The sequence below is a fragment of the Bacteroides sp. ET489 genome (assembly GCF_030518095.1).
In the GTDB taxonomy this organism is placed as follows: Bacteria; Bacteroidota; Bacteroidia; order Bacteroidales; family Bacteroidaceae; genus Bacteroides; species Bacteroides ndongoniae.
This window is the reverse complement of the sequence record NZ_JAULLJ010000031.1, coordinates 1-22,490: the sequence shown is the minus strand read 5'-3', so window position 1 is coordinate 22,490 and position 22,490 is coordinate 1. Positions and strand designations below refer to the sequence as shown.

Below are 22,490 nucleotides of genomic sequence, written 5' to 3'. Positions count from 1 at the left end.
TCAGTCGTTCAGCATCATCGGCATCAGCAGCATCAGCAGGTCTTCATTCTCTTCCTGCTCGGCAGGGATAATGACTCCTGCACGCGAAGGATCGGCCAGTTCGATGACTACCTCTTCGGCAGAGATGTTGTTTAGAATATCGATAAGGAAAGTCGACTTGAAGCCGATGCTCATCGGATTGCCCACATACTGGCACGTCAGGCTTTCTTCGGCCGAAGTGGAGAAGTCGATGTCCTGAGCGGAAATCACAATCAGATTCTCCTGCATGCGCAGCTTGATAAGGCTGCTTGCCTGAGAAGAGAAGATGGATACACGGCGCAAGGCTCCGAGCAGCTGCATGCGGTCGACCGTCACTTTATACGGGTTGTTCTGCGGAATAACGGAGTTGTAGTTCGGATAACGGCCTTCGATCAGACGGCACACCATGCGATAGTTTTCGAGCGTGAACACAGCATTGCGTTCGTCAAACTCGACTACCACTGTGCCCTGCTCCTTCGGCAGCAGGTTCTTCAGCAGCGAAGCCGGTTTCTTGGGCAGGATGAAAGCGGCGCGTTCGTTACCCTTAGCAGCCAGTGTCTTGCAGCGTACCAGCTTATGGCCGTCGGAAGCCACCATTGTAATATCTTCGGTCGTAATATCGAAATAGATACCGTTCATCACAGGGCGAAGTTCGTCGTCGGCAGTAGCAAACACTGCACGGTTGATGCCTCCCAGCAGAATGGAAGCCTCCATTTCTACACGGACTGCGTTTTCGCCCAACATGGCCGACTGCGGAAACTCGTCTGCATTCTGTCCCATGAGGCTGTATTTACCATTCTGATACTGCACGGTGATTTCCAACGTGTTCATGTCCACATCAAATGTCAAAGGCTGTTCGGGGATCTCCTTCAAGGCATCCAGCAAAGTCTTGGCTGTGACGGCAAAACGTCCGTCCGCATCGCTTTCGTTCACCTCAACCGTTGTGACCATCGTGGTTTCACTATCGGATGCTGTTACCGACAAAGTCCCATCTTGCAGTTCAAAAAGGAAGCAATCCAGAATGGGCAATGCATTTTTCGAATTAATCACGCGACTGACAGCCTGCAAATGACTGGAGAGTGCAGTACTTGAGACGATAAATTTCATATGTTTCGTATATTTAAGTTTTTATAATCCTGTATTGTACAACCACAGGGAGGAGCACACTCCACCCTATTTAACTGACGGACAAAGTTAAAAAAAGAATTCCCTATGACAAAAAAATACGGAAAGAAAAAAAAGCATTTGCCGTTTCCAACCGTTCCCACTTGTGGAAACTGGAGTTCCCCAGTTAGGAAACTGCCGTTCCCTCAAAAGGGAATCGGCGTTCCCTAGTAAGGGAACGGACACACATACTTGTGGCATGGCAAAAGCCATCGAACAGCAGCCGTACAGCAACCACCTCCGGCATTGCCACCGGCACACTTCGAAAAGTAAAATCAAAAAAACAGAATTTATTCGTCGGATATTCCTAAAAAATTGTAACTTCGCCGCATCATTAAAACAAAGAGAACAATGGAATTTACAGGAAAAATCATCGCTATACTCCCTGCAAGAAGCGGAGTTTCAAAGACCGGCAATGAATGGAAAGTACAGGAATACGTGATTGAAGACCACGGTCAATATCCCCGTAAAATGTGTTTCGACATTTTTGGAGCCGACAAAATAGAACAGTTCAACATCCAGATGGGTGAAGAGCTGACCGTATCGTTCGACATCGACGCACGCCAATGGCAAGACCGCTGGTTCAACAGTATCCGCGCCTGGAAAGTAGAACGCGTAAGCGCAGCTGCCGCTGCAGCCCCTGCCGCTGCCGGAGCTCCCGTTCCGCCGCCCGCTCCTACTGCTACACCCGAATTTACTGTAGGCGACGCCAACGACGACCTGCCGTTCTGATAAATGCAGGCAACGACAGCAAAATACATCGATAACAGAAAAACAACCGTAATCAAATATAAAAGGGGATGTGCAAACACCGCGCATCCCCTTTTACTATTCCTACAGAGGCAGAACAAGCCGGGTACGACTCACCCACCCTTATACAACAAGACCACATTGGGATAAACCACGCCATCCGTACACGTAAACTGTATGGACAGAATGAAGTGACGGAAGAAATCGGAATGCCGGAAAAAGAAATTGGGCACCAGGCGGACAGATGTTTCTTCCTGCGACATAATCTCCTCCATATCGGCCATCATAAGAAAGTTGTAAACCGGAGCAAGTCCTTCCACACTTGCCTCGTACAGGGGTATTCCCTCCAGCAAATCGTTCTCCTCCATCGCACAGATATAAGCGGAAAGACTGCGGGCATCCGGAGCCAGAAGCAACGAGCCTTTATAGAAACAGGCATACGTATGCAGAGCCGACCCGGCAATGCCGGCCAAGCGGGCAAGCAAGGTGTTACGGGGCAATACATATTGCCGATACGGACGTGCCTGAGGATAAAGCTTATACTGAGGCGAACTCCACTGGAAAGGAGGAGCGCCTTTCTCGCGCGGAGTGGCATACAACAACGATTGCAGTTTCCGCTCGGCATGAAGCATATCTACAATCGGCACCCTCATTACGGCGCAAGGACACGTGTCGACAGTATCTTTCGGATGGAACAGGCAGGAAAGTATCCGGCCACCGCCGTATTCGTTCAGGAAACCGATCCATTCTTCATCACGCGCCTTGATGTAATCCGAATATCCGCTTCCGGCGTATTGCTGCGACTGAACAAAGTTCCACACCTCTTGCCCGTCCGAGACAGACCAGAAATCATAAAAGAAAGTAGTTCCGGGAAGCAGCTGCCCGGGGAACAGTTCAATAGGCCTCTGCTTGCGCAATGCGTTGACAAAGGTCAGTGTCGAGTCAGCCCCATGACTCAGTCCCGAACAATAAACAGCATCGTCTTTCAGTTTCAGGTCAAATTCTCCCCATCCGCCCAGCTGGGCAGCAGTACGGACAGTATCGGCATCTCCACCCATATCAATGGATTTCATGCGTACGTAAAGTGTGGCGGAAACATTGGCCCGTTTACCCAAATGCATCGACCGGAAAGACGGAAGCTCCATCAGCGAACTCTTGTCTGCAACAGCATCGATAACCTGCTCTATCAGCCGTTTCTGAAAACTGACCACCAGATAATCGGAAGTAAAATAAGCAGCCAGAAAACGCCCGCCCGACATCGGATAGATGGAAATGCTTCTCCCCCGATAATCGGTCTGCTTTGCTGGAAAATGGCTGGACGTATATTTCCGAATGAATGCCTCTACCAGCTTCGAGTCACCGGCACCCAGGCTGCAATACAGCACCTGATTCAATTTATTGTCGGGCTCGTGAAAGCTTATCAGCATCCGGTTCATCTGGGCACTCAGCCCATGAGGCGTATCATCGACAAACGTCTGGAGGTATTTTTTAAGATAAGTAAAAAGGTCGGAAACGTATAAGAAATGTCCCTCTTCGCTACACTGCAATCCGTTGACATCCTGCACAAGTTCTGCCATTCTGTCCGTCTGAAGCACAGCTATCGCATCCTGCGGAACCAATGTGTGAAGATCGAAGTCTTTCTGCCGTTCGACAGTATCCAGCCACAAAAAGGAATACACACCAAAACCTGTGCATACCAGCACTACGGACACTATCACAATTATTCGTATGAGCAGGCGGAACTTCATGGCACACATTCATCTTGTTTTGGCAAAAATAAAAAAAACAACTAACAAAACAAAATAAATGTTGCAAAAGTTTATAAGTCTACTTCCAATCCGTCATAGGCAAAATGTATGTGTGGGGGCAGCTGTTCGCTTATCACACGATGCAAGCCGGCATGGTGGCTCATATGAATAAAATAGGTTTCGCGCGCCCCGATACGTTCGGCAGCAGCCAGCGCTTCCGAAATTGTCTGGTGTGTAGGGTGCGGTTGCGGACGCAGCGCATTGATAACCAATACTTCTACACCTTTCAGTTGCTCGTACGATTCGTCCGGCATGGCAGACATATCGGTGATGTACCCTAAACGTCCTCCAATGCGATAACCCAGGATGGGCAATTTTCCATGCATAACCCGCACCGGCAAGACCTCTGTCGTATGAACATAAAACGGTTTTCCGGCTTCCACCTGCTTCAGATAAATACGCGGAATTCCAGGATATTTTTTATCGACAAAACAATATGGCATACGTGCGCAAAGATGATCGACAATATAGCCGTCCGTATAAACAGGAATTTCACCGAAGCGGCAGAACGGACGCAAGTCATCAAGCCCTCCTACATGGTCGTAATGCTCGTGTGTTATCAGCACCGCATCTATCCTTTCAAAAGGAGATACCCGAAGCATCTGTTCCCTGAAATCAGGCCCACAATCAATCAGAATCACCGCATCATCGGTATGTATCAGAGACGACGCACGCAAACGGTTGTCTCTGGGATCTGTCGAAGTACAAACCGGGCATATACACCCTACTTCAGGAACTCCCGTCGAAGTTCCACTGCCTAATATCCTTAATTTCACTTTAATACCTTTTAATCAGTTAATCACTTTAACCTATCCGAGCCTATCCGAAACAGATCAAATCATATTCACCTCCGGATGTATTTCCACGCCAAACTTCTCGCGTACCGCAGCTCGTACTGCATCCGACAAAGCTACAATGTCCGCACCGGTAGCTCCGCCACAGTTGACCAGTACCAGCGCCTGCTTATCGTGCACAGCCGCATTCCCCAAGCTTTTACCTTTCCAACCGCACTGTTCAATCATCCAGCCAGCCGGAATCTTCACATGCGTAGCATCCACCTGATAGGATGGCATGGAAGGATATTCCTGCAACAACGTTTCATATTTTGTACGCGTAACAATCGGATTCATGAAAAAGCTTCCTGCGTTTCCAAGCACTTTCGGATCGGGCAGTTTACTTTCGCGAATGCTCACAATCACCTGTCTGACCGTTGCCAGATCAATTTGGGGATATTTCTCCAGTTCCTGACGAATCGTGCCATAGTTCAACGTGTATTGTTCAGCCTTATTCAAAGCAAAAGTTACATGAGTCACAAAGAAAGATTTCATGTCAGGTCTCTTAAACACACTGTTCCGATAGGCATAACCACACTCTTCAACGCCGAAAACTCGCCTGTCTCCGTGCACATCCACCGTTTCCACACAGCTTATCAGATCTTTCACTTCGACGCCATAGGCACCAATATTCTGTACGGCGCTGGCTCCTACCTCACCGGGTATCAGGGAAAGATTCTCGGCACCATAATATCCGCGCTCTACGCAATAAGCAACAAAATCATCCCAAATGACACCTGCACCTACACGCAACCATACTTTTTCGGCATCCTGATTCACCATTTCAATCGATCTGATAGCCGAATGTAATATAGTTCCTTCAAAATCGCCTAAAAACAACAAATTACTACCGCTCCCGACATGCAAATAAGGAGAGGAAATCTGTCCCTCTGCAATCAAGGCCTTCAGTTCTTCCATCGAGGCATATTCAAGCCACCTTCCAGCTTTGACGTCAAGACCAAATGTATTAGGTATGTTTCTCCCTTTTTCGAAAATCATATTCCAAAAGCTTAAATACTTGTATCTTCGTACTTATACAATTCCCATTCGCCCTTCTTCTTCCGAAAATAAAACACATTGGAGTAACCGTTTCCAATTCCGTTCACCTTGAGAATTTTCGAATCGGACAAATCCTCATTCTTCTGTCCGTAATTGATGTTAGACAACTGGTCCGTCGGCAAGGTAGGCCGAAAAGCAAACCACTGGTCTACAGATAATGTTGTTTCCAATATTGAGAATTCGTCGTCCGGATCGATTGTTACAAATCTCAACGGATTACAAATATGCGTCCTCTGATACAAACTATCGGAAGCAAAATGCGCATAAAAATCTACAAAGTTCTGATTTGCATCTTTCTCCATATGCCGCAAATTAATGGCTTCGAGCATCCACATACCTTTTTTACGCTCAAAATAGTATTTCTTCACCATATGTGTCTGCAAGAAAATCCACTCAACTTGCACAGATGTCAAAGTCGTATCCCCAATCAAGTCCATATCTTCTTCGTTATCGAAAAGCATGGTATAATAACTTTGGCGAGTGAACAAATAATCATGCTTCCACTCTTCCTTTTGGATACGCAAAGGGGTATCAACGTTATAATAAGGCAGGGGGAAAACTGTTCTTTGCCGTTGCAAAGCCTCATCGGAAGCATAATTAAAAATAAAATCATCAAATAGCTCATCTGCCTCCATCGGTTTAGGAGTCTCTGCTTCTGCTATTTGATTCAAGGAATCAGCTTCGCTACCCTGATGCGAAGCTGAATCCACTAAATCTGTTATAGAGGTAAAAGGGTCTATCTTAACTTTCTTATTCCCACAAGAACAACAAACAGCCAAGATGAAGAACCCTAAAAATATTTTTTTCATCTTTTACGGACCTCAAGGTCACTTTTTAAATTTAGCTCTCAGTTTTTCAAGCATATCAACAGTCATTGACTCAAGATCATATTGAGGCTTCCAGTCCCATTCTTCACGGGCACAAGAATCATCCAACGAATCGGGCCAGCTGTCTGCAATAGCTTGTTTCAGCGGATCAACCTTATATTCCATTTCAAAATCGGGAACATGCTTTTTGATTGCCGCATAAATAATTTCGGGAGAAAAACTCATGGAAGCAACATTAAACGCATTGCGATGTTTCAATCGGGCAGGGTCAGCTTCCATCAACGAAATAGCAGCATTCAATGCATCGGGCATGTACATCATATCCATATATGTACCCTCCTTAATCGGACAAATAAACTTTTCACCCTTCACTGCAGAATAGTAGATATCAACTGCATAATCGGTCGTTCCACCACCCGGAGGAGTTACATTGGAAATGATACCTGGGAAACGAACAGCACGGGTATCTACGCCATATTTCGTGTAATAATAATCACTCAGCAACTCTGTAGTTACTTTCGTAACACCATACATCGTACGAGGACGCTGAATGGTATCCTGAGGAGTTTTAACATGAGGAGTAGATTCTCCAAACGAACCAATAGAACTTGGAGTAAACACAGCACATCCATACTCGCGTGCAACTTCCAAGACATTCCATAACCCGTCAATGCCGACCTTCCAAGCCATAGCCGGACGACTTTCTGCAACAACAGACAACAATGCAGCCAAGTTGTAAATCGTATCAATCTTAAATTGACGTGCTACCACCTCAATGGATTGACGATCGGTTACGTCAGCTATAGCCGAAGGGCCTGACGCCTTTAACTCTCCTTGTGGCATAGCACTTGGGATATATCCGGCCACAACATGGTCATCACCATAACGTTTACGCAACTCTAATGTGAGCTCAGAACCGATCTGCCCGGTAGCTCCAATTACCAAAATATTCTTCATACGACTTATTTATTAAGGTGTTGTTAGTATCGGGAGGCAAATATACGCACTTTTTTTTCATTTTTCTATCAACTTGCTATTGTTTATTTAGAGAAAAATGATGTTCTTTGTAGAGAATGTAACAAAAGAACATATCACCTTAAAAGATAAAATTATGTACGGTAAAATGCAAGATTATCTCAGCAAGACACTTGCCGAGATTAAAGAAGCCGGACTCTACAAAGAAGAACGGCTCATCGAAAGCCCACAACAGGCTGCCATCACAGTAAAAGGGAAAGAAGTTCTGAACTTCTGCGCCAACAATTACCTCGGATTGTCCAACAATCCTCGCCTGATTGCCGCAGCTCAGCAGATGATGGATCGCCGCGGATACGGTATGTCGTCTGTACGCTTCATCTGTGGAACACAAGATATTCATAAAGAACTGGAAGCCGCCATTTCCGATTACTTCCACACCGAAGACACAATCCTGTATGCCGCCTGCTTCGATGCCAACGGCGGTGTCTTCGAGCCACTCTTTACCGAAGAAGATGCCATCATCTCCGATTCATTAAACCACGCTTCCATCATCGACGGTGTGCGCCTGTGCAAAGCTAAACGCTACCGTTATGCCAACGCCAACATGGAAGAACTGGAGAAGTGCCTGCAAGAAGCTCAAGCTCAACGTTTCCGCATCGTAGTTACCGACGGAGTATTCTCGATGGATGGCAACGTTGCCCCAATGGATAAGATCTGTGATCTTGCCGAGAAATACGACGCCCTTGTTATGGTCGACGAATCTCACTCAGCCGGAGTAGTAGGAGCAACCGGACACGGTGTCAGCGAATTGTACAACACTTATGGCCGGGTAGATATTTATACAGGAACATTAGGAAAGGCGTTTGGTGGTGCTATGGGTGGCTTTACTACCGGACGCAAAGAAATCATCGACTTGCTTCGTCAGCGTAGTCGTCCTTACCTGTTCTCTAATTCTGTAGCTCCTGCCGTAATCGGCGCCAGTCTGGAAGTTTTCAAAATGCTGAAAGAGAGCAACGCATTGCATGATAAGCTGGTAGAAAATGTCAATTACTTCAGAGACAAAATGACTGCTGCCGGATTCGACATCAAGCCGACTCAAAGTGCAATCTGTGCCGTAATGCTCTATGATGCCAAGTTATCGCAAATCTATGCAGCACGCATGCAAGAAGAAGGTATCTATGTAACAGGTTTCTATTATCCTGTAGTGCCTAAAGGCCAGGCTCGTATTCGTGTACAGATTTCTGCAGGTCACGAAAAAGAACATTTGGACAAATGCATCGAGGCATTCATAAAAGTAGGAAAAGAACTTAATGTACTGAAATAATATTCAGCGTCCATAAGTAAAACAAAGAAGCGGTAAAGATTGCCCAATAAATCAGCAACTTTACCGCTTCTATTATATTTGTGTATACAATCGCTTACTTGCGTTCTCCCAGCTTAGAGTCGATGAAGAAAATACCAGCAGCACCAGCCTTCTTTATCATATCCACCACACCAGCAGCTGTAGCCTCTTCCTCAACTTGCTCGCGTACAAATCCCCACAAGAAGTCCTGAGAAGCCTTGTCTTTTTCGGCCGCAGCAACATCAACAAGTGCATCAATCATCTTTGATACACGGCATTCGTGTTCATAAACCTGCTCGAAGACTTCCAATGGAGTACCAAAATCATTCGGAACAACATCAATCTTGTCCAACGCAGCCTTTCCACCACGCTTAATAATATAAGAAGCCAGTTCACATGCATGTGAGTGCTCTTCAAATGATTGTTTTTTCAGCCAAGAAGCCATTCCACAATAGCCTTCCTTTTCCATATAGAAAGACATTGCTAAATACAGGTTAGAAGACCACATTTCAGCAGTAATCTGCTCATTGATTGCGTTTTGTAATTTTTCTGTTATCATAATTATGAGTTATTTAAAAGTTTATATTTGTAATGATTACAAATATAACAACAACACAGTAAAATTGTTCTTCCAATAACATTTTTTATACAAAAAAACTATATTCATCAGAAGTATAGCTTTGCGGCAATTCACGGCAATTGTAACTGGAAGCCATAATTTCCCCGTAAGCACCAGCCGAACGTAGAGCAATCAGATCGCCGCGCCTTACCTTATTTAAATCAATGGCCTTACCAAACACATCCGAAGATTCACAAATAGGTCCAACTACGTCATAAGTTTCAGGAGCCTCATCAGAAGTTATATTTTCAATCTTATGATATGCCTGATAAAGAGCAGGACGAATAAGATCGGTCATACCGGCATCCAGAATGGCAAACTGTTTATTAGTACCCTGTTTTACATATAATACTTTTGATATCAGCGAACCACACTGCGCAACGACTGAGCGGCCTAATTCGAAATGCAAAGTCTGATAAGAACGCAACTTCAGGCAATTATCATAAGTTTCAAAATAACTTTTGAAATCGGGAACAGCCTGACGGTTCGGATGTGCATAATCAATGCCCAGTCCTCCCCCAACATTTACATATTCAATACGAATGTGCCGCGCCTCCAGCTTATCCTGCAACTCATTTACACGATTACAAAGTGCAGCAAAGTCACCCATATCCAAAATTTGTGAACCAATATGAAAATGCAAACCAATAAACTTCACGTTTTTCAAATCTTGCGCCAAGTCTATTACACGGTCCATATCAGCCATATTAATACCAAACTTGTTCTCTGCCAGCCCAGTCGTGATATTGGCATGTGTATGAGCACCCACATCAGGATTAATCCGGAAAGCAACATTAGCCACCTTCCCTTTTGCTGCAGCCAGTTCATTAATGATCTCCAATTCGGGAATAGATTCCACATTAAAACAAAATATGTTATAATCCAATCCCAGATTGATTTCCCAATCTGCCTTACCTACACCAGCATAAACAATCTTATCAGCAGGGAAACCAGCCTTAATAGCTGCACGTATTTCACCCCCACTCACACAATCAGCTCCCAATCCACTCTCACGAATGATAGTCAGCAACTTTGGATTTGCATTGGCTTTTACAGCATAATGAACAAAATAATTATCATACTTTGCTAATTCTCGGCGAATACAGTCCAACGTATCACGCAGGATCTTCGTATCATAATAATAAAATGGAGTCCGCAATTCGCGAAACTTGTCAACAGGAAATACACCTTTCATAAATCAAAACTTTGTTCAGTTAAATATAAAAAACGCGAATCATATAAACCGCACAGTATGTTCTAAACAAAAACATTCCCCGTACAGTTCATATAATGCGCGTTTCATATCAAATGGTTATACCAGATTTTTATTCGTTGAACAACATATCGCTGAGCGATTGCAACGCCTGCTTCTTATCACACTCACGAATAAGGAAAGAAATATTATAATTACTTCCTCCAAAAGAAATCATACGGACAGGGATATCACGCATAGCGTCAAGAGCCTTTGCTTCAAAGCCCACATTCTCCCATTCCAAATCGCCTACAACGCAGATAATACACATATCCTTGTCTACAGTGACCGTACCATATTTCTTCAGATCATCCAAAATCTCATTCAGGTGTTTCGTATTGTCAATAGATACAGAAACCCCGACTTCAGAAGTACAGATCATATCGATAGAAGTCTGATAGCTTTCAAAAATCTCAAATACCTTACGCAAGAAACCATAAGCCAGCAACATACGGCTTGACTTAATTTTGATTGCCGTGATATTATCCTTGGCTGCAACAGCCTTAATCTTACCTTTCTCAGTATCATTGGAAATCAAAGTACCAGGAGCTGTAGGATCCATAGTGTTCAGCAAACGCACCGGAATATTGGCATATTTGGCAGGCTGAATGCAAGTAGGATGCAATATCTTAGCACCGAAGTAAGCCAACTCTGCAGCTTCTTCAAAATGCAAATGACGCACCGGTGAAGTCTTGTCTACAATACGCGGATCATTGTTGTGCATTCCGTCAATATCTGTCCAGATCTGTATTTCATCTGCATTGACAGCTGCACCGATCAACGAAGCTGTATAGTCACTTCCTCCTCGCTGCAAATTATCAATCTCGCCATATGCATTGCGGCAGATGAAGCCTTGCGTAATATAAATCTCTGCATCAGGATACAACTCCAGCTGCATCTGCAATTTCTCCTTTATATAAACAGGATCGGGTTCCGCATTTTTGTCCGTACGCATAAACTCCAAAGCCGGAAGCAAAACAGACTTCACTCCGCATTCCTGAAGGTAATAATTCATCATGGATGTAGAAATCAGTTCCCCCTGTGCCAAAACTACTTTTTCCTCGAATAAAGTAAAAAGATCCTTTGTATAAGAACGGATATAATCAAAATGAGATTTGATTAGTTCCAAGCCTTTTTGCTTATACTCAGAAGTAGCATAAAGTTCATCAATGTGCTGGCGATATTTCGACTCCAGTCTATTGATAATCTCATTAGCACCCTCCGGATTCTTTTTATACAGATAATCCGAAATTTCCACTAATGTGTTTGTGGTACCCGACATGGCTGAAAGGACCACAATCTTACGTTCACCATCGGTAATCAATTTGGCCACTTCTTTCATCCGTTGAGCCGAGCCTACTGAAGTACCTCCAAACTTTAATACTTTCATTTTCGTTCTTATATTTATTAGTTTATTGTTACAAGTCGCAAGGCAAACACCTACAACTTCTTATTTTACATATTTATTCTTTTTCTGTCACTTCCTGAATGCGATGATCGGAACAGCGGTATATTCTTCCTGCAAATTCACGCAACAGCTGCAAGTTGTGCGTCGTCATAACAACCAATGCTCCCTGTTCACTCAAACCATGCAACAGATTCACAATAGCATGTCCGGTCTCCACATCCAGATTTCCGGTTGGCTCATCGGCCAAAATAATTTCCGGAGAATTCAGAACCGCGCGCGCTATCACAATGCGCTGCTGTTCACCGCCAGATAATTCATTCGGGAATTTATATCCTTTGTTTCCCATTCCTACCAGTTCCAGAACCTCAGCTATACGTTCCTTAATCTCAGCCTTGTTCTTCCAACCGGTGGCACGAAGCACAAACTCCAGATTATCATTTACGGTACGGTCAATGAGCAGCTGGAAGTCCTGAAACACAATGCCCAGTTTCCGACGTAACTGCGGGATATGTTTCCGCTTTATGTGCCTCATATCATACCCCAACACTTCCGCTTCACCGGCAGCAATATCCAGCTCACCATAAAATGTCTTCAGCAAACTGGTCTTTCCCGAGCCTACCTTTCCTATCAGGAAAATAAATTCTCCCCTTCGGAACTGCAAATTTACATCATTCAGTATGCTCAGTTCTTGCTGACGTATTTCTACATTCTCATATTTTATCAAGACATCCTCCATATGTACTGCAAGTCATCAACCTATGCCGGTTTCTCCTATCAATGTTTTTTCCACGTCGAACTGTGACGTTCCTGCAATTCGCGTGCCAGGTCTTCAATGCGGTATCCCTTCAACGTCAACAGTACAATCAAGTGATACAACAAATCAGCTCCTTCGTAAATCAGTCTCTCGTCTGTTCCGTTACAGGCTTCAATCACCGTTTCAACAGCTTCCTCGCCTACCTTTTGTGCCATTTTATTCACTCCAGAACGAAACAGGCTGGTCGTATACGAACCCTCAGGCATTTCTTCGTGACGTTTGTCTATAAAATCCTGCAATAACTTCAGAAACATGACAGGCTCTTCATTTTTCTCACCCCAGCAAGTATCTGTTCCAAGATGACACACCGGTCCCACCGGATGCACCTGAATCAACAATGTATCTTTATCGCAATCTTCCTTCATAGAAACTACATTCAGGAAATTGCCACTTTCTTCACCTTTTGTCCACAAACGGTTCTTTGTCCGGCTGAAAAAGGTCACTTTTCCGGTCTCCACCGTTTTATCATAAGCTTCTTTGTTCATAAAGCCCAACATCAGGACTTTAGCAGTATCTGCATCCTGTATAATAGCTGGAACAAGTCCATTCATCTTATCAAAATCCATTTCCATTCAAAAATTAGTTATTTTACAGATCAACTTAACGTCTCATTGCAATACCTTGGGCACAAAGATACGATTTTAATTCGGGAATTTTTATTTCTCCGAAATGAAAAACACTGGCAGCCAACGCAGCGTCGGCTTTTCCCTGCATAAAAACGTCTCTGAAATGCTCTTTTTTCCCTGCTCCACCAGATGCAATAACCGGTATGGACAAAGTTTCCGACATCGCCGAAAGCGCCTCATTGGCATACCCGTTTTTCACACCATCGTGATCCATACTGGTAAACAAGACTTCTCCTGCTCCCCGTTCCTGAGCTTCTTTCACCCAAGCAAACAGTTCTTTGTCAGTTTCCACCCGTCCACCATTAAGATAACACCACCATCCTTTATCCGACAGTTTGGCGTCAACAGCCAGCACACACACCTGCGAACCGAAATGCTTGGCTATCTCGTCTATCAGTTCAGGCCGACGGATAGCTGCCGAATTAACAGATATCTTATCAGCACCTGCACTCAACAACCGGTCTACGTCACTCAATTCGTGAATTCCCCCACCAACCGTAAAAGGTATGCTGATATTGGCAGCTATACGTTTCACCAATTCAACAAAAGTCTTACGACCTTCAAAACTGGCTGTAATATCCAAAAAGACTAATTCGTCCGTTCCCTGTTCACTGTAGGCACGAGCCAGTTCAACAGGATCGCCCGCCTGACGCAGATTCACAAAATTCGTGCCTTTTACGGTTTGTCCATTCTTGATGTCAAGACAAGGTATTATTCTTTTCGCTAACACAATTCTATTATTTATTATTTCATCATTCTTTATCTTCTCATGCACCTGTCAGTTGCTGTCGGGCATCATTCAGGCAAGTTTCTTCTCCAACTCTTTCAACGTAATACGTCCCTCGTACAATGCTTTTCCAAAAATAACCGCCGGGACTCCCGCCAACTCCAGCATTTCAATATCGGCCATGCTTCCCACACCTCCACTGGCTATCAGATAAAGTTCCGGAAATTCCGCCAGTATCTTTCTATAGAGCGCAACGGCAGGTCCTTGCAACATACCATCACAACCGATATCCGTACAGATCACCTTCGTAACTCCCCGAGCATGATAGTCCTTCAGAAAAGGAAACAGCTTCCAGACACTCTCTTCCTTCCATCCACCGACGGCCACCTTCTCATCCTTCACATCAGCTCCCAATATTATTTTCTCCTGTCCATACAAGTCCAGCCAATGGCAAAACATATCCGGATTGGTCACCGCAATACTTCCGCCCGTAACCATCCGCGCACCACTTTCGAAAGCAATTCTCAAGTCTTCATCGCTCTTCACTCCACCTCCAAAATCAATCACCAATGCAGTGCCTGAAGCAATCCGCTGCAACGTACGATAGTTGACTACATGATGAGAAGCTGCTCCATCCAAATCGACGACATGCAGACGTCTGATGCCATGAGCCTCCAACTCTTTCGCCACCTCCAACGGATCGTCATTATACACCTTCTTGCTATTGTAATCGCCTTGCGAAAGCCGCACACACTTTCCATCAATTATATCAATGGCCGGAATAAGTTCTATCATATTAAGGAATATACTATTATTATATATACTGTTACAATGCCAAAAAATTACTCAGAATACGTTCGCCAACACTACCGCTTTTCTCCGGATGAAACTGGGTGGCATAAAAATTGTCCTTATGCAAAGCAGCACTGAACGGATGGATATAATCCGTCACAGCAGCCGTACAATCATTAACCGGTACATAGTAACTATGTACAAAGTATACGTATTCTTCTTTGGTAAAGCCCTCAAACAGACCACTACATGTCTGCCCTATCGTGTTCCAGCCCATATGCGGCACCTTATCCTCATGCTTCAATGGTACAAAGCGCTTCACCTCCGTGTCGAAAATACCCAAGCAATCTACATCACCTTCTTCCGAATGCCTGCACATCAACTGCATACCCAAACAGATACCCAGCAAAGGCCGATTAAGTTCTTTTATCAACCGGTCCATCCCACACGAACGCAGAAAACGCATGGTCGTCTCAGCTTCTCCTACACCCGGAAAGATAATTTTATCCGCACTAAGCAATTCCTCCTTATCGGCTGTTATAACAGGAGTCACCCCAAGACGCCTCAACGCATAATCCACAGAACAAATGTTGCCTGCATTATATTTGATTATTGCCACTTTCATATCAACCTGCCTTTTATTTATTCTATAAAGTGTAGCACATTAATAAAATCAGCTAAATATAACCGTTTTATTTTTATAAGTCAGCACCTTTCTTTCGATATGTTTCTGAACAGCTCGCGAAAGAACTATTTTTTCCAGATCCTTACCTTTGTTCACCAAATCATTCACCGTATCTTTATGCGAGATACGCACCACATCCTGTTCGATAATAGGACCAGCATCCAGTTCGGTAGTCACATAGTGACTGGTAGCTCCTATAATTTTCACACCACGTTCGAAAGCGGCGTGATAGGGCTTTGCCCCCACAAAAGCCGGCAGAAAAGAATGGTGAATATTAATAATGCGGTTCGGATACGCATTTATCAAATGCTCGGAAACAACCTGCATATAACGCGCCAGTACGATAAAGTTCACTTTATGCTTGGCAAGCACCTCCATCTCTCTTCTTTCCTGTTCCTGCTTGTTTTCTTTGGTAATAGGGAAAAGATAAAAAGGAATGCCAAACCTTTCTGCCACATGTTGCAAATCAGGATGATTACTTATGATAAGAGAAACCTCTACATTCCACTCACCTGCCGTATAACGTGCCAGCAAGTCAAACAAGCAGTGCGACATTTTAGACACAAAAATAGCCATCCTCGGTTTCACATCCGAGAAATACAAGCGAAAGTACATTCCGTATTTCTGTGCATATAACGTTTCAAAATAATCCTCTATTTTTTCCTGAGGAATCAAAAAATCTTTCAATTCCCACTCTATCCGCATAAAAAAGATATTCTCCACATGATCTACATGCTGGTCCAGATAGATAATATTGCCCTTGTTTACCGTTATAAAGTCTGTTACTTCTGCCAGAATTCCAGGTCTGTCAGGGCAATACAGCAACAATTTGGCTGTTTTCATCATACCAAAATACTTTTATTTACTACATCTTTATATTAGTCTCATTTTTAGGAAGGCAAAAATAACCATTTATTGCTAAATAACGAATTTTTCAAGCAATAAGTTTTAAAATCATCTTTTAAAGTTCCGTTTTCCTAATAAAACAAGGCTATAACTTTCTCTATCGTTATTTCACAGTCAGTCTGGAACCATATTTCTACCCAACTACCCATTCCTAGTATATAAGTTCAATAATAACATGAGCCCCACTACACATCGGATATTCTTCCTCACAAACCTGGTATCCAAGCCCTCTAAAACAATGCAAATCCCCCCCGACGACCCATATTTGCGACAAAACAGATAGAAAAATGAGATTTTATACAAGAAAAAATCAGAATGTTATTGCAGATTCAAAATAAATATCTACCTTTGCAACCGCAATCGAGAGAGATAGCAACAAAACAATGAAATAATGGTGCGTTAGTTCAGCTGGTTAGAATACATGCCTGTCACGCATGGGGTCACGGGTTCGAGTCCCGTACGCACCGCAATAAACATTGAAAATCAATGTTTTACAAAATAGACACCCGATTTTACACCCAAGAATGTAAAGTCGGGTGTTTTTGTTTCACTTAATTAATTGTATACATATTTTATGTGGGTATATATAGTATTAGTTTTTTTACTATTATTGGTCATAGGTAAGATACAAGAATATTATAATCAAAAAAGAAAAAAAAAGGAAAGAGAAGATAGAATTCGAAAGAATGTTCAAACTGGAGCATTTGACCATAAAAAGAAAATATTCTATAATTTATATGTGATTAACACTGGTGGCTGTTACTATGAACATTCTATTTTCAATTTTATAATTAAGGGTGGTAAAACAGGTTTTTCTGATAAAGAAGGAAGGACTATTGTGCCACAAAAATTTGATGCTGTTAGAACCTTTAAGGGGCATTATGCTGTTACGGTTATAGACGAAAAATATGGATTATTTTATTATGATGAGCAAGGAGTAGAACTTGCCTCATGTGTATATGAATGTTTAGAGGAAGATAAAGATGCTATTCATATATGGCGGAAAAGCAATATTCCTTTAGCTTGCTGTAATTCTCAGTGTCAATTGGATGACTATGATTCAATTAGAGCGAATGGCTACAGTTCTTATATTATTGCCCAAAAAGGTAATACAGTATTTGTTATTAATATTAAAGAGCAAAGAAACATTCTAAAGTTAGATAATGCAGACATTGTTATGAATAACGATTTCTTTATTTGTACTAAATATAATGGTAAACATATTTATGATTTAAATGGGAAATTATTATTCCGAGATTCATTCAAAGATGTTAAAATTATAATGGATTATTCTGGCGGTCTTACATGTCATAAGCAATATTATTTTTATTGTGTAAATGATATTGACAATAAAATTATTTATGATGTTCAGGGGAAACATACGAATGATTATAACATAAGGAATATTACATATGTAGATTTTCCTCATTCATATAAAACAAAGTTTACTTCTAAGATGTTCATTTGTGAAGACTCTAATGGTAAGTGGGGTGGAATAAATACCAAACTTGATTTGTTGATATATTTTATTTATGATGAAATAAAAGTATATAGAAATTTTGTTAGTTTGAGAAAAGGAATAAAATGTTACACTTATTATTATGACCAGTTATTAGGGCCATTTGATAAAATTGAGAATAAATACAAGTCTCTATTGCTTTATAATGGAACTGCATTTAAGATTCTAAATTTAGATAGAGGATATAAATTATATGATAATATTTTTGAATCTTATGAGGAGGTTCCTGGTGGACATAATGTATATAAACTAAAATCAAATAGAAAATATGGTCTATTTAGTAAAGACTTCCAACAATATTTTGCCCCATATTATGATGATATTATAAGCTATCAGACAGAAAAATGTATCTGTTTACAAAATGGAAAATATGGGGTTGTAGATAGTTGTAATAATGTTCTGCTTCCTTTTAAATATACTGCTATTGAAGATATTGATAATGATTGGTTAGAATATTGTAAAGTTCGAATCATAGAAAATCCTAAAAGGGCTTTCATGTATAAGGAATTTCTACCACAAAAAAGAAATCTTCAAACGCTTGATGCTGAGAATGAATGGATTTCTTTGCTAAATGATGCAAATGAAAAATATTTATTTTTAGATACAGAAGTCATCGGTACGGTTAAAGATCTTAACATACCTATTGAAATGTCTGATTATTGGCCAAGAATATTTCAAATAGGATGGATAATAACAGATAAAGAAGGTCATGTGATAAAAGAAAAAAATAATTTGATAAAACCTACAGATTTTATTATACCGAATGAAACAACAATGGTGCATGGTGTTACTAATGATGTAGCTTTGAAGTTTGGGTCGAATTTGAAAGATGTATTATTAGATTTGCATAAGGATATTCAGTCTTCTAATGCAATTATTGGCCATAATATTGAATATGATCTTAAAGTGTTATGTGCTGAATTTTATCGTTTGAATTATATGTTTGTATATAGTAAGAAGAAAACGTATGATACAATGAAATTAGGGTCATATTTAATAGAAATGAATAACAAATGGCCTAAACTTCAAGAACTGTATAAAACTCTGTTTGGGCATACTTTTGAAGATGTTCATAATGCTATGGCTGATGTGGTAGCTACAAAGGAGTGTTTTTGGGAAATGGTAAGGCTTCAGAAAATATCATTGTCATCTTCCTCGGACAATAATGAAGTAATGGCTTATGATGCCAAAGATGATTTGCCTTTTTAATGATGAGGAAAGAGAGATTAAGGAATCCTTTTCTTTTGTTACATCGTGAATAGTTGCAGGAAATAAATATGCCTATAACCATCTGAGTATGCAATTTGAAAATTTCCTACGTTTCCAAATACTTGATGCGCATAACGCTTCTTTTCTCATATGTCTTAGAAAGAGTTGTCCCTATCCGTATGCAAAAATAGTTATTTTATTGTGATCTTGCATTATATAAAAATGTCCGCAATTTACCAATCCCTATAAAAACGCAGTAGTACTTATTTTGCTGATGAAGTATATCTTCGTTTTTAGAAGGTATGCACTGGCCGAATGCGGACTTCATGAAACGGAATTATAACCTAAATCCTTTACTTTTTCTTGGCTCTTCCGCTAACTGCTGCAATCCTTGTTGAAATTTCTTCCATTGCTCTTTGAACCATTCGCCAATCGGCTGCCTGTTTATGGTCAGTACCAGTTTGCTGTCATCGGTTGGATTCTTTTCCACCTTGAAAATATCATTCCTGATGTCAAACTTCCGTCTGTGTTCTTCAGAATAAATCCTGCCGTTGCATCTGATAGCTTCTTTCTTTGTCAGAAGGCTCTCTATCATTTCTTTGGTGAAGCCGATGGCAGCGCACAACTTTTCCATTCTCAACATCTCCCTGAGCATCGGAAACCACTTGAAAGCCTTTTCAAGCAAAGTATTCAAACGTGATATTTCCTTGTCTTTGGCTTCAAGCTCCTGATTGTGTATTCCTTGTAGGTTGCGTATCTGCTTGCCGTGCTGTTCCTGCATACGTTGCATTTGGGCTTTCAAGTCATCAATTCCCTTGTCCCGTTTGGCAATTTCCTGACGCAATTCTTCATTGGACTGCTCCAGTTTCTTCATTTTTCCGCTGCCGAAAAGAGAACCCACTCCGCTTGCTATGACCGTGGCAGCATCGGTGGCGGCGCTTTTGAGCTTGTCCGTGCGTATCTCCGATTTTACCTGTCTGAGTTCCTGTTCTGCAAGGTTTACCTGCTGTTCCTTATGCCGCTTTATGGCTTCTATGCGTTGCAGTTCGGCTTTCTGTTTCTCAATGATGAAGTCGTTCCGTTCCAGATGTTCTTTGCCTGTTACGGCTTTTGACTTACCACGCTCCATCAGAAGGATGTCGGATGCCAAGGTCTGCATCTGCATCATGTCATCGTCATTGAGTTTGCGGCTCTTGCCTGTATCGTGGTTCATCCAGTCGAATACGATATGCGCATGGTAATTCGGCTTGAACCACCTTTCGCCAACCTTGAAACTCTCCCTGTCCTCCTGGTCAGGCTGTCCATTCAGCCAATGCCCTTCGTCTTTGTGCAGGAAGATTTGGAGCGGTGTAATGCCCCAGCGTTTTTGGCACTCCTCGCCAAATTTATGCACATCTGCCAGTGTCGTGTCCTGTCTGACGAGCAACACGCCCTCACGTATGGGTGAACATCCTGCTACCTTGATAATTTTGCCGTTCTTCCCTTTGCGCTCACGCTCCTTTTCCTGCATGGCACGACCGGTCTTTTCCTTGACCATCCGTTTGATGTCCTCATAGTGCGCCTGCAATTCGGGATTGCCGAAGTCCGGGTTTATCCACTGCTCGTTATTCGCAGAGAGTTCGGATACAACATATACCTTGGTTTTTCCGATGTTGCGCATATACTCGGCAGTTCTCCGGTTATGAGCCTCGCTTGATGCCACGTTGCAAGGCTTGATATGTATGCTTGATTTTGTTGCCATCTTTTAATTCTGATTGGGTTGTTTACTAAATCTGTTTGTTGCTTTCCGCGCATATCCGCAAGGGGTTCTTAGGGGTGCAACCCATGAGCGGAGTTTCCAAAGAGAGGGTCACTCTTTGGTCGGGTTGCACAGGGCTGAAAGCCCTTGCCGGGTTCTTAGGGCAGCGTCCTAAGCCCCTCGGGAGAGCCCACAACTACGCAAGCGGAGCGTGTAGTTATAGTGGGCTATAACCGGAAGCCTTTCGGTTTCTTGGATAGCGTATCATTCTTCTTTCTGACGGACTGTATTTGTTCCTTTCTATCCGCCATGCGTTTCTGCAAATACTCGTTCAGGTCTATGCAACCGCAGTAGATTTGTGAAGCGTCCCGTATATGCCGGGTGCTGTCGTATTCCTTTCGGATTTGCTGCAAGGCTTCCATTCCTGCACGGTCATTGTCAAAAAAGCAGTGGATGCGCTCATAGCTTCCCAACGGATAAAGTGCTTTGGAAACATTGGCAACAGAGTTCAGAACCATGTAGTCCTGCCTGTCGAAGTCAGGATATTGCGGACAGCTTTCGAGCCGCAGGGTCAGAAATGAGAGGTAGTCCATAAATCCCTCGAAAACGAAACACGCGTTTCTTGGCTCTCCCGATTGCCTGATATGGGATATTTCTTTCGGTGCAATGCAGCCCTTGAAATATCGGTTTCGGATTTCATAGCCGCCCGACATGTTGGGAAATGCAATGGCGAAGTACCGTTTGCCGTTGTGCGTAAACCGCGCTTCCTTACATTCTTTTTTCGCCAGTACCGGATTTATTCCCCTTTCCTGCAAGTAAGCGAGCAAGGCAGGAGAAGAAAGCGGCACGATTTCCAACTGTTGGAAACTCGGCTCTGTAAATGACTGCTTGCGAAAAGAGAAAGAAACGGGGCGCACGTGCGGTGCCTGTTCCTCTATGCGTTTCAAAAGGTACGGCACGCTGTCCGTTGCATAGAGGTGCGAAGCCAGCGCGATGATGTTGCCGCCCTTGCCGAGCGCAAAATCGTACCATTGGTTCCGCTCGGTGTTCACCTTGAACGATGCTTCGGTTTCTTCCCTGAACGGTGATTTGTACCAGAGATTGATGCCCTGCCGCTTCACCGGGCTATATCCCAAGCTGTGTAGGTATTCTTCCAGTCTGATTTGTTTTGCTGTCTGTATGTCCATAAATGATTGTTTTTATCGGTTATTGTTTGTTTTTCTTTTCGCCAGTACCTTTTCATATAGGTTACTGGCTGTATAATCACTTCACTTTATTGTCGTATATATAGGATACGGCTTAAAGTGAAGCGGTTGAGTGTGCCCCTACAATCACTTCGCTTTATCCTAATATATAGACCCTGAGAATAAAGTGAAGTGATTGCGAGGATTGGGCTAATAGTGGAAATCCGGTTCGTAC

20 protein-coding genes and 1 tRNA gene are annotated in these 22,490 nt (G+C 42.7%); 4 read left to right on the top strand and 17 right to left on the bottom strand.

Going from position 1 to position 22,490, the window contains the following annotated elements; genetic code table 11:
- A complete protein-coding gene (dnaN, locus tag Q3C19_RS14460; protein WP_022163062.1) occupies positions 1-1,125 on the bottom strand; it encodes a DNA polymerase III subunit beta in 1,125 nt (374 codons plus the stop codon).
- 408 nt (positions 1,126-1,533) lie between these two features.
- Here dnaN and Q3C19_RS14455 point away from each other — a divergent pair, with 408 nt between their 5' ends.
- On the top strand, positions 1,534-1,914 hold the full coding sequence (locus tag Q3C19_RS14455) for a DUF3127 domain-containing protein (RefSeq protein WP_022163061.1): 381 nt from the start codon (positions 1,534-1,536) through the stop codon (positions 1,912-1,914).
- Between the two features lie 131 nt (positions 1,915-2,045).
- On the opposite strand, the gene Q3C19_RS14450 is transcribed toward Q3C19_RS14455, so the two are convergent.
- The 5 genes from Q3C19_RS14450 to Q3C19_RS14430 form a co-directional block, all read right to left on the bottom strand.
- Complete coding sequence (locus Q3C19_RS14450) at positions 2,046-3,680, bottom strand: DUF3352 domain-containing protein (RefSeq protein ID WP_302730235.1); 1,635 nt, start codon at positions 3,678-3,680, stop codon at positions 2,046-2,048.
- A 71-nt stretch (positions 3,681-3,751) separates the two neighbouring features.
- Positions 3,752-4,516: an MBL fold metallo-hydrolase gene (locus tag Q3C19_RS14445; RefSeq protein ID WP_302730217.1), complete on the bottom strand. Its 765-nt coding sequence runs from the start codon at positions 4,514-4,516 to the stop codon at positions 3,752-3,754.
- 57 nt (positions 4,517-4,573) lie between these two features.
- Positions 4,574-5,572, bottom strand: coding sequence for a UDP-N-acetylmuramate dehydrogenase (gene murB / locus Q3C19_RS14440; protein WP_277121143.1), 999 nt, complete (start codon positions 5,570-5,572; stop codon positions 4,574-4,576).
- 11 nt (positions 5,573-5,583) lie between these two features.
- Positions 5,584-6,441 (bottom strand): DUF4348 domain-containing protein, encoded by an 858-nt coding sequence (locus Q3C19_RS14435; RefSeq protein WP_022163057.1) that lies wholly within the window; start codon positions 6,439-6,441, stop codon positions 5,584-5,586.
- 18 nt (positions 6,442-6,459) lie between these two features.
- The gene (locus Q3C19_RS14430) at positions 6,460-7,416 is read right to left on the bottom strand and encodes an NAD-dependent epimerase/dehydratase family protein (RefSeq protein WP_022163056.1); all 957 of its coding nucleotides are present in this window, start codon (positions 7,414-7,416) and stop codon (positions 6,460-6,462) included.
- Between the two features lie 154 nt (positions 7,417-7,570).
- Between Q3C19_RS14430 and kbl the strand changes: the two genes are divergently transcribed.
- On the top strand, positions 7,571-8,758 hold the full coding sequence (gene kbl, locus Q3C19_RS14425; RefSeq protein WP_071150774.1) for a glycine C-acetyltransferase: 1,188 nt from the start codon (positions 7,571-7,573) through the stop codon (positions 8,756-8,758).
- A 94-nt stretch (positions 8,759-8,852) separates the two neighbouring features.
- Here the strand turns inward: kbl and Q3C19_RS14420 are convergent, their stop codons facing one another.
- The 9 genes from Q3C19_RS14420 to purU all read right to left on the bottom strand — a co-directional run bounded on the left by Q3C19_RS14420 (position 8,853) and on the right by purU (position 16,545).
- Positions 8,853-9,335 carry a ferritin gene (locus Q3C19_RS14420; RefSeq protein ID WP_022163054.1) on the bottom strand — a complete coding sequence of 161 codons (483 nt, stop codon included), beginning with the start codon at positions 9,333-9,335 and terminating at the stop codon, positions 8,853-8,855.
- A gap of 85 nt (positions 9,336-9,420) precedes the next feature.
- A complete protein-coding gene (gene lysA / locus Q3C19_RS14415) occupies positions 9,421-10,590 on the bottom strand; it encodes a diaminopimelate decarboxylase (RefSeq protein ID WP_022163053.1) in 1,170 nt (389 codons plus the stop codon).
- A gap of 130 nt (positions 10,591-10,720) precedes the next feature.
- On the bottom strand, positions 10,721-12,037 hold the full coding sequence (locus Q3C19_RS14410; RefSeq protein ID WP_022163052.1) for an aspartate kinase: 1,317 nt from the start codon (positions 12,035-12,037) through the stop codon (positions 10,721-10,723).
- Positions 12,038-12,110: 73 nt separating this feature from the next.
- Entirely contained in the window at positions 12,111-12,791 is a 681-nt protein-coding gene (locus tag Q3C19_RS14405) for a cell division ATP-binding protein FtsE (RefSeq protein ID WP_022163051.1), read from the bottom strand.
- Between the two features lie 38 nt (positions 12,792-12,829).
- Positions 12,830-13,441, bottom strand: coding sequence for a bifunctional phosphoribosyl-AMP cyclohydrolase/phosphoribosyl-ATP diphosphatase HisIE (hisIE, locus tag Q3C19_RS14400; RefSeq protein ID WP_302730211.1), 612 nt, complete (start codon positions 13,439-13,441; stop codon positions 12,830-12,832).
- Between the two features lie 28 nt (positions 13,442-13,469).
- Positions 13,470-14,225 (bottom strand): imidazole glycerol phosphate synthase subunit HisF, encoded by a 756-nt coding sequence (gene hisF / locus Q3C19_RS14395; RefSeq protein WP_302730209.1) that lies wholly within the window; start codon positions 14,223-14,225, stop codon positions 13,470-13,472.
- Positions 14,226-14,294: 69 nt separating this feature from the next.
- A complete protein-coding gene (gene hisA / locus Q3C19_RS14390; RefSeq protein ID WP_302730207.1) occupies positions 14,295-15,017 on the bottom strand; it encodes a 1-(5-phosphoribosyl)-5-[(5-phosphoribosylamino)methylideneamino]imidazole-4-carboxamide isomerase in 723 nt (240 codons plus the stop codon).
- A gap of 31 nt (positions 15,018-15,048) precedes the next feature.
- A complete protein-coding gene (gene hisH, locus Q3C19_RS14385; protein ID WP_071150054.1) occupies positions 15,049-15,639 on the bottom strand; it encodes an imidazole glycerol phosphate synthase subunit HisH in 591 nt (196 codons plus the stop codon).
- Between the two features lie 48 nt (positions 15,640-15,687).
- Positions 15,688-16,545 carry a formyltetrahydrofolate deformylase gene (gene purU / locus Q3C19_RS14380; RefSeq protein ID WP_022163046.1) on the bottom strand — a complete coding sequence of 286 codons (858 nt, stop codon included), beginning with the start codon at positions 16,543-16,545 and terminating at the stop codon, positions 15,688-15,690.
- A 453-nt stretch (positions 16,546-16,998) separates the two neighbouring features.
- Between purU and Q3C19_RS14375 the strand changes: the two genes are divergently transcribed.
- Positions 16,999-17,072 (top strand) — tRNA-Asp (locus tag Q3C19_RS14375).
- A 107-nt stretch (positions 17,073-17,179) separates the two neighbouring features.
- Positions 17,180-19,333 carry an exonuclease domain-containing protein gene (locus Q3C19_RS14370; protein ID WP_302730203.1) on the top strand — a complete coding sequence of 718 codons (2,154 nt, stop codon included), beginning with the start codon at positions 17,180-17,182 and terminating at the stop codon, positions 19,331-19,333.
- Between the two features lie 337 nt (positions 19,334-19,670).
- Here Q3C19_RS14370 and Q3C19_RS14365 read toward each other — a convergent pair whose 3' ends face one another.
- Both Q3C19_RS14365 and Q3C19_RS14360 read right to left on the bottom strand, forming a co-directional pair.
- Positions 19,671-21,074 carry a mobilization protein gene (locus Q3C19_RS14365; RefSeq protein WP_302730201.1) on the bottom strand — a complete coding sequence of 468 codons (1,404 nt, stop codon included), beginning with the start codon at positions 21,072-21,074 and terminating at the stop codon, positions 19,671-19,673.
- Between the two features lie 224 nt (positions 21,075-21,298).
- Positions 21,299-22,258: a toprim domain-containing protein gene (locus Q3C19_RS14360; RefSeq protein ID WP_302730199.1), complete on the bottom strand. Its 960-nt coding sequence runs from the start codon at positions 22,256-22,258 to the stop codon at positions 21,299-21,301.
- Positions 22,259-22,490 lie beyond the last annotated feature (232 nt).